Here is an 8,168-nt window from a genome sequence, read left to right on the forward strand (position 1 = left end):
AGGGAAGTTCCGGCGGAGAGAGGCAGGGCTTATCCCCCTGCCTTTTTTCATTCCTGACAGCGACGCAGTGCCAGCGCGAGCGCTTTCATCTTCCAGCCTTCCGGCGAGCGGTACATCACCTTCCAGTAGCCATCGATGAACAGATAATGAAAGCGCACCTCTGGCGTACTTTCTGTGGCTACCGCCTCCGTCAGGGAACGGTATTCACGTGCCTCACTGTCCATCAGCAGATTGCTGTCACGTCCGTAATATGACGTCACCCCTTTCGCCGGATGCTGTAGAGTATGCCCGGCAGGCTTGTCACAGCGGGGGCCCAGACAACGGATGTCACCATGTGTAATCAGGGCTTCCGCCTGCTGGCAGGTGGCATAGTGGGTATGCAGGATTCTGCCGTTCCAGGACGGCTCACCGTGCAGATGGCAGTAAACGGAACGGAACATACCATCGCGACAATAAACGGAAATCGTGCTGCTGACTGTCATGAATACGTCTCCCTCTGATGAATCAGGTCGCCGGGCCGACCGGTTATTCCCCGGAAGGGCGAAAGCCCCTTCTGCCGTTCACTTCTTCGGGGTTTCACCCCGCAGTGGACCTTTCCGATGGGGCGCCCGTCACCACGTCACGGGGCGGCTGTCCGGGGGCGGACGCAAAAGTTTTTGACGCCTGCGGCAAAAAGTTTTGTGGCCGGTACATCTCCCCCTGGACGGCTGAAACGGGATGTGGTTACTTCAGCCCCCGGAAAGTCCGCAGCGGGAAACAGGCCGCAGAGGTGGCGGCAGGAGGGAAAAAGCCTTACGCCCGTAGGGGCGCGGGGAGCGCCGTCACCGGCGCGACAATGGCGGCGCGACCGCTCCGGTCGCTGCAAGCCGGGTTTTCAGACATCAGACCGTAGCGAAGCCCGAAACCGCGCCAGCGGGTTCGGCGGAGCCTGGCGGGTGCGTCAGCAGCTGCCTGGCGGAGTCGGGCTTGACGACCGGATGACGCCAGTCAGCCGGGAGCCGAAGGTGTCCATGCGTTCCTGGCCGACAGAACAACAGACACCACACAGCAAAAACAGTCCTCATACCATGAATGGCAGGAAGGGCTGCGCCGCAGGCGCGGCCTGCCTGCATTTCAGGCAGGCGTCAGCCTGCCAGGGGTTTTCTGCGGCCTGACAGGTCATTCCCCCGCCGGAACGGGGGTTGATATCACCGACTGAACACATGGCCATCGATAAAGGTAAAGCTGTCCAGGAATAAATCCCGCGCATATGCCTCATAATCAAAATAACGCGCTATTTCTTCAGAAATGCCAGTCAGCAACCCGGTATCATTCACAAATTCAACGGTAAACGCCTCTTCACTGTCAGCAGCCCCCCACCAGGCATCGCGGAAGGTGTCAAAATCCGTCTCGCCGGTATCATCGACCCAGATGTTATACGCGTCCTCGCAGCCTTCTCCCTGTGCCTAGCGAAAGCCTTCAACATAGTCCCAGTTAATATGGCACTCCGACACCATATTCCCGGGGAAACCTTCAAAATCCTGAAACATCAGTTCCGGATCGGTCTCATCCTGGTGGAGAGTGCGACAGGCCGCGAAAAAGTCACCTTCGTCATCAAAGGTGGCGAGATCAAACCAGCGACCGGCGATGCTGCCGGAGTTGTATTTGTGCCAGGTGCCAACGTATACCGCAGGTGTAATAACAGACATTTATGAATCCCCCTCTGTAACATGTTCAGCAGCACCGGGCGGTGCCGTGCATCCATAACAGACGGGCGTTAAAGCCGGGGATGCAGGGGCGCAAGGGAAGCCGCAGCCTGACGACACGGCAGACGGAAGCCGGAGGGTGAGGACGCGAAACCTGAGCGGACGAACGACCGGAGGATGACGCCTGACGGGAAGGAAGGACCGGGTGACCGCAGCGTGCATTTTACCCTTGCATCCACGGCAGCCCGGCTACGATGGATGCACGGCACAGCCCGTCACAACGCGGAAGCCACAGAGTGGAAAACCATAAGGGCATGGCCTTCAGGCCATGCCCGGGTAATGCGGAGCCAACGGCGACATCCTTATTCAGGCTGGGACAGGACGAGTAACGGCATGACCACCAAACCACCCCGGGAACGAAACGATCATGCCGGTACCCCGTCCTGTCAGTCGTATTTTAAGCTAAATTTCACCGGCACTATGATTTTCCACGGAAATATTCAGGCCGTGCCTCAAGCTCCCTTGTGATCAGTTCATCCGCAAACAGTGGAGCAATCCGGTTAACACGCCGTTCGAGATTCCGGCGACGGGTGGCGGCTTTACGCTCATTACTCCAGCGACGAACCTGTCTCTCTCCCAGAAAATCGACACACACGGCGTACCCTGCCCCCGCCACCCAGCGTGACATGACGGATTCGGGCGCCTGTTGCCCTGCCTCCACCACTTCTGACACAAGCTCCTGTTCGCCGGGACAAGGAGAGGGCAGTTTCCAGCGAAGCGAATAACGCCACTTCATACCTGACTCCTTACTGCCACTGTCAGCTTGTCAGGCACAAGCCAGCGTTCAAGGGCTTTCTGCTCCGTTGTCAGTGATGCGGCTGCATCGCGGATGTCAGATTCCAGAACCCAGACAGGACAATCTGAATACTGCCATCGTTCCAGATGAGACAACGATGGACATCGCTCCAGCCATGTCCAGAGCATCCGCTCCAGATCATATTGCTTAATGTCAGACTGCGACCATCTTAAATACCAGGCCCGCAACGACTCCGGTATCTGAAAAGCGAGGTCAATTTCAGCCTGCCCGACCAGACAGGCATATTTGTTTTCCCTCTCCTGTCTTTTGCGCTGTTCACGGCGGGAATACTGATGGAACTCTCGTGTACGGCGTTTTTCCTGACGGTCACTTCGTCGGAACAGGGTTTCAGGGAACACATACCGGGCAAGATCTGACGGCAGCGGGGTCGGACAATACCGTCCCCGGCTTGATATGAAATCATCAAGCGCCCGCTCATAAGACGACAGCGGTATTTTGTCCTCCTTATCCCACATAATGCCTCTTATCTGGTTAAGTGATTTGCCGGAAATTTTTCCTTTGCCACACAAAAAACGGAGAAACGCCTGCGCATAAGGACTGGAATAACATTTCCATGTCGGATCTTTTGCTCGTTTATCCTCGACATAAATAATCGCCTTAGCAGCAGCTTCCTGTTCCGGCAGTTGTGGTACCAGGGCGTGCGAACGTGGGATCATACGGTACCCTCCATCGCCAGAACGCTGATGATGTTGGCCTGACTGTAACCATCGGCATCGAGGTGAGCCACCAGGCTGAGTGTATGCGTGATAACTTCCGGCGACCATGCGGGCAGCGTACGGATAACAGAGAACGGGCGACCGCTGACCGGAATAAAGACCACCATCCAGGACGGGCTGATATCACCGGGGCTGCATACCGCCAGGCTGAAATTGCCGTGGGATGGCGTGAAACGGATCTGCACCGGGAAAAAACCACCAAACTCGCTGCGGTACTCGCCGTTCATGTCCCAGTCTGCGGGGCACGTCAGGTCACGCATCACGGCGTGGGTCAGTTCGCGGCGCAGGTCTTCGCCGCCGTCGCGCCAGTCTTCAAATTCCTGGGGGATCATGGTTTTCAGTACAGCGGGGGTAATAATGTTACGCATCATTTTCTCCTTACTGCCGCCCCCTGAGGGGCGGCCTCCTTTATCAGGCTGCATCGGGCAGGGTGTGGTGGCTGTCTGCATCAAAAGCCGCATCGGTTGCATCAGCACTGCTGTTTTCGGTATCAGACGGGGATTTTTCTGCATCAGGGGCGCGCATCCAGACAGGCACCCAGCGGGTGTCCCGCATTTTGTCCTCTGCCAGTTCAGCCGCGTCGCCTTTCTTCATCTTCTCCGCATCCCGCGCCGCGCCTGTCAGTCCGGCCTCGTTCAGTGCGGCGATGATTTGTGGCTTTCTGAGGCCAGTGAAGAAATCGGCCTTCGTCGGTTGCCACCAGTCGCGCAGATGGAAAGCGAGAGCGGTTTCCAGCTTATCGAGCGGGCTGCGGGTGGTGCCTCCGGTGCCACGCGTCTGCATGCCATCGAGACTGCATGCCGTGCAGAAACTGAGCAGGGCCAGAAGATCGGCGGTGCTGAGGGTAAAGAAAGTGGTGAAATCCTGTTTCCATCCTTCCGGCAGCAACTCTTCAAGGCGTTTTCCTTCCTGCATCAGGGTCAGAAATGCCATGCCCTCCTGACCGGACGGGGCGGTCTTCGTCAGGGAGTAATGCTTACAGTCCAGGGAAATTTGCGCAGGTCGGTTATACGCGCCGCTGCCGAATACGTTCAGGCAAAGAGTCCATGCCAGCAGGGCAACGGATTTTCCCGGCTGCTGTATCAGTGCCGCCTGGACTGCCAGCGTCCGTTCCGCACACATTCTGGTCAGCAGGGGAACACTGATGTCGTCCACAGGCTCTGGCTGGCGTTCATATACCGGAACCTGAGCCGGTTCGTCTTCCGTTTCAGACGGTTCGCGCAGTATCACCCCGCGCTGGACATACACATCACCCTGACGCCATGACACCACCACGCCGGACTGTGCGCGCATTTCCGGCGTCCATGCCCGGAGCTGTGCCGCGCATTCGATAGCATCCATTTCCGCTTCCAGCGCGTCGGTTTCATCGCTGGCGGTCTGGTTCTCGTCATACTGATCCTGCAATTCATCCATGCGCTGCTGTTCCTGCTCCGTGTAAACCGCGTCAGGCTCATCCTGGATACGGTACACCGTGCTGTCTTCGCCGTGATAACTGACGGCATCCATGCGTCCGGTTGCCCATTCCCAGCCCTCGGCCTCTTTCAGGCACTCTGCCACCACCTGGAGTTTTTCCAGCAGGGCCGTATCCAGCGCCAGTTTGTCCACAAAACCACCCTGTTCGTCGCTGAACAGGTCAGCGCGGATTTCATCGCCGGAGAATGCCTTTTCACCGACAAACGCATATTTACTGTTGTTGAGGGTGGAAACCTGACTGTCGGTGATCAAATTACGGATCACGCGCACTTCCGGTTTATTGTTCCAGCCCTCCCGACACGCCGCCTCATACACCTGTACCTGACGGTCAGGATTATCTTCCAGTGCCAGCGCCTGACAGTGTTCGGTAGTGATTTTGTCCTCTGCCAGTGCCTGAAGAATAACCGGAGCCAGCCCTGCCAGCTTCAGCATGCGCTGGACGTGCTTCACACCGTAGCCCAGCAAATCCCCGATTTGCGCTGGCGTTTTCCCTTCTTCAGCCAGGGCGCGGAATCCGGCGATCTGCTCGGCAGGGTGCATAGCGCGGTGTCTGCCGTTTTCGGTAAGGGAGACAGCCCGTGCCAGTTCACGCGGCACCGCTTTATAAGAAATCCATTCGTGATCCGGGTTTACCTTCCCTTCTTCAACCAGCAGACCGATCGCTTTTGTCCGTCCCCCACCGCAAACCACTTCCAGCCGACCATCATCACATTCCACCACCACGATGTTATGGATCTGCCCGACTGCGTGGATACTGTCGGCATACCCCCTGATTTCTTCCTGAGTATGCGGGACGATGCGGCAGTTCAGTTCCCCGATAAACAGGCGGGACCAGGCGGTGTAACGGATGGGGGCGTTGTCCAGTGCGGCAACCAGAACGTCTGACTGTGCATTCGCTTTATGTGCTGCTTTGGGGCTGGCTTTTTTTGCCTTTTTTGCTTTAGACTCGGTAACTGGCATAATTAATGCCTCTCTGATATTGATGATTGTCCGGCCCTGCGGAGTGGCTTCTCCGGCAGGGCTTCTTTCCTGCTGCTTACTGCGTTTTACGGATGCCGTAGATCTGGATATTCCGGTTCATCCCGTACTCGCCGCCCGGTTCAAAATTCCAGACCCGCCAGACCATTTCGCCATCCTTGCGAACGACCAGGCGAAAGTGCGTCCCCTGATCGTCTTCAATTGCGACATTCTCATACTGTGCTGCCACCGCTTCGGCCTGTTCGCGGGTGAACGTCCCGTCAGGCAGGGATTTCAGTGGGGGCATGGTGTTGTCTGTCATACTGTTCTCCTGGGTAAGCCCCGTCAGACGGGGCATCTGTGAAAATTTGCCGCGTCAGAACGGAATGTCATCATTGAAGTCATACGCCGGATCGGGCTGCGCTGGCGGTTGCTGCGGTGCGGCGGTGTTTTTCCCTTTTGCTGCTTTCCCTGCCCCTTTTGCTGCCGGAGGCGGGGTTTGAGGTTGCGACTGACCGCTGAACTGCTGACTGCCCTGCTGAGGATAACTTTCACGGCGGCCCCCCAGCATCTGCATGGTGCCCGTGGTGTTAACAATAACTTCTGTGATATAGCGGGTGACGCCGTTGTTATCGTCCCAGCTACGGGTTCGCAGTTGTCCCTCGATGTACACCTGAGACCCCTTGCGCAGATACTCGCCAGCCACTTCCGCGAGTTTTCCGTACAGTACCACCCGATGCCATTCCGTCTGCTCTTTCATCTCGCCCGTCTGTTTATCACGCCAGTTATCTGACGTTGCGAGTTGCAGATTTGCCACTGCGCCCCCGTTAGGCATATAACGTACTTCCGGGGCCTGCCCCAGATTCCCGACCAGAATGACCTTGTTAACACCACGTGCTGACATAAAAACCTCCTCACAGACAGGGATGAAATACACCGGATACGGGACATTAATGTTCCCTTTCAGAGGAGCGAAAGCTCCTCCTGCCGTCCACTTCTTCAGGAGTTACTCCCCGCAGTGGACCTTTCCGATGGGGCGCCCGTCACCACGTCACGGGGCGGCTGTCCGGGGGCGGACGCAAAAGTTTTTGACGTCTGCGGCAAAAAGTTTTGTGGCCGGTATATCTCCCCCTGGACGGCTGAAACGGGATGTGGTTACTTCAGCCCCCGGAAAGTCCGGCTGCGGGGAACAGGCCGCAGAAGTGGCAGCGGGAGGACAGACAGCAGCGCCATCCGGCGCTGTGACCTTACACCCCGCAAGGGGTGCGGGGAGCGCCGTTTCCGGCGCGACAGGGGCGCGCGACCGGAACGGTCGCTGCAGGCCCGGTTCTCACGCATCAGACCGTAGCGTGAGCCCGAAACCGCGTCAGCGGGTTCGGCGGAGCCTGGCGGGTGCATCGGCAGCCGCCCGGCGGAGTCGGGCTTGACGACCGGATGCCGTCAGGTAGCCGGGAGCCGAAGGGGCGCATATGTAAGAAGACCATTTAATTGTTAACGTCAGTAAAGAAAATGCCCCTTCCTGTAATCAGTATTCCCTGAAAAACCTGATGAAACAGGGCACTCCACGAACAGGAAGGGGGAAGGGCGACGCGTCAGCGTGGCCCGCTTCCCTTCCGGCAGGCGCCAGCCTGCCAGGGGTTTTCGCGCGGGCTGACAGGCGGCCTCCACCGCCTGCCCCTGTATTACCTGTGTCTGCTGCCCTGAAGGATGTATTGACCGCCCAGGAAAACAGCCTGCTGATTCACCACAAAATCGCAGATTTCATCAACAATTTGCGTGGTGGTGAGCGGTTTCTGTCCCATTTCACGACGCCGCGCATTAATCACGGCCCTGTAATTGCGCAGAATTTCGCGGGTTTCCGTGCTGATATTCATGACCCGTTCTCCCCGTCCAGCGCTTGTAACACAACGTCCATCGCTTCGCGTTCTTCCCTGACGAATGCGTCACCGTCGCCCCCGTTTTCACTCCCGATGGCGTACAGGCGCTTCATTTCACTGCCAGCCAGCGCCATCACTTTTTCCAGCATCACCGCAGGGACTGTCACATGGCGGCTGGCGTGCTTTTCTTCCATCAGTTCACCAACAACGCCGTGAACAACGCTGACATCAGCACCATGCTCAAAAGCATCGTCCAGCCGCTGCATGACGGTTTCCAGCTCATCGTCTGTCAGGCTCCAGTCCTGGGCTATGTGGCGCACATCCCCACGGGTCAGCACCACGGCAAAAACACATTCACTGTCCGGCACGTCTGTATCCAGTACATCGCGGATAATTTCTTTAACAGTGCAGTACATTTTCACGTCTCCTTTACAGGGGCGGCATCGCCGCCCCGTCCGTTAATCAGTCCAGCGCCGCGTAAATCGCGTTGCATTCGGGGTGAAATTCGACGTGATTCCATAACTGAGCGTCCCGCATCTGAAAAAGGCGTGTCAGCGCGGCGTTACCGCACTCGTGATGCGTC

At 57.5% G+C, this 8,168-nt stretch carries 10 protein-coding genes and 2 pseudogenes; 1 reads left to right on the forward strand and 11 read right to left on the reverse strand.

Annotation, left to right across the window (positions count from 1 at the left end):
* Window positions 1-47: 47 nt before the first annotated feature.
* A complete protein-coding gene (locus tag HV477_RS26065; RefSeq protein ID WP_154715098.1) occupies window positions 48-482 on the reverse strand; it encodes a post-segregation killing protein PndC in 435 nt (144 codons plus the stop codon).
* 237 nt (window positions 483-719) lie between these two features.
* Between HV477_RS26065 and HV477_RS26070 the strand changes: the two genes are divergently transcribed.
* Window positions 720-1,154: a hypothetical protein gene (locus tag HV477_RS26070; protein WP_175065596.1), complete on the forward strand. Its 435-nt coding sequence runs from the start codon at window positions 720-722 to the stop codon at window positions 1,152-1,154.
* 33 nt (window positions 1,155-1,187) lie between these two features.
* Here HV477_RS26070 and HV477_RS26075 read toward each other — a convergent pair.
* The 10 genes and pseudogenes from HV477_RS26075 to HV477_RS26120 all read right to left on the reverse strand — a co-directional run.
* Window positions 1,188-1,688: pseudogene (locus HV477_RS26075) on the reverse strand (antirestriction protein ArdA).
* 475 nt (window positions 1,689-2,163) lie between these two features.
* On the reverse strand, window positions 2,164-2,481 hold the full coding sequence (locus HV477_RS26080) for a theronine dehydrogenase (RefSeq protein WP_114047628.1): 318 nt from the start codon (window positions 2,479-2,481) through the stop codon (window positions 2,164-2,166).
* On the reverse strand, window positions 2,478-3,218 hold the full coding sequence (locus HV477_RS26085; RefSeq protein ID WP_154715100.1) for a plasmid SOS inhibition protein A: 741 nt from the start codon (window positions 3,216-3,218) through the stop codon (window positions 2,478-2,480). Before HV477_RS26085 ends, HV477_RS26080 begins: the two co-directional genes overlap by 4 nt.
* Entirely contained in the window at window positions 3,215-3,649 is a 435-nt protein-coding gene (gene psiB, locus HV477_RS26090) for a conjugation system SOS inhibitor PsiB (protein ID WP_154715101.1), read from the reverse strand. The genes HV477_RS26085 and psiB overlap by 4 nt, the downstream gene beginning before the upstream one ends.
* A 40-nt stretch (window positions 3,650-3,689) precedes the next feature.
* A complete protein-coding gene (locus HV477_RS26095) occupies window positions 3,690-5,711 on the reverse strand; it encodes a ParB/RepB/Spo0J family partition protein (RefSeq protein ID WP_154715102.1) in 2,022 nt (673 codons plus the stop codon).
* Between the two features lie 76 nt (window positions 5,712-5,787).
* Entirely contained in the window at window positions 5,788-6,030 is a 243-nt protein-coding gene (locus HV477_RS26100) for a DUF905 domain-containing protein (protein WP_080102323.1), read from the reverse strand.
* A gap of 54 nt (window positions 6,031-6,084) precedes the next feature.
* Window positions 6,085-6,612 carry a single-stranded DNA-binding protein gene (locus HV477_RS26105; protein ID WP_080102321.1) on the reverse strand — a complete coding sequence of 176 codons (528 nt, stop codon included), beginning with the start codon at window positions 6,610-6,612 and terminating at the stop codon, window positions 6,085-6,087.
* Between the two features lie 778 nt (window positions 6,613-7,390).
* On the reverse strand, window positions 7,391-7,582 hold the full coding sequence (locus HV477_RS26110; protein WP_080102344.1) for a hypothetical protein: 192 nt from the start codon (window positions 7,580-7,582) through the stop codon (window positions 7,391-7,393).
* Window positions 7,579-8,001 carry a DUF1380 family protein gene (locus HV477_RS26115; RefSeq protein ID WP_080102343.1) on the reverse strand — a complete coding sequence of 141 codons (423 nt, stop codon included), beginning with the start codon at window positions 7,999-8,001 and terminating at the stop codon, window positions 7,579-7,581. The genes HV477_RS26110 and HV477_RS26115 overlap by 4 nt, the downstream gene beginning before the upstream one ends.
* A 46-nt stretch (window positions 8,002-8,047) precedes the next feature.
* A pseudogene (locus tag HV477_RS26120) lies at window positions 8,048-8,168 on the reverse strand (antirestriction protein); the annotation flags it as partial.

Origin of the sequence: Salmonella sp. SG203 (genome assembly GCF_013350575.1) — a bacterium.
GTDB classification, from domain to species: Bacteria; Pseudomonadota; Gammaproteobacteria; order Enterobacterales; family Enterobacteriaceae; genus Salmonella; species Salmonella enterica.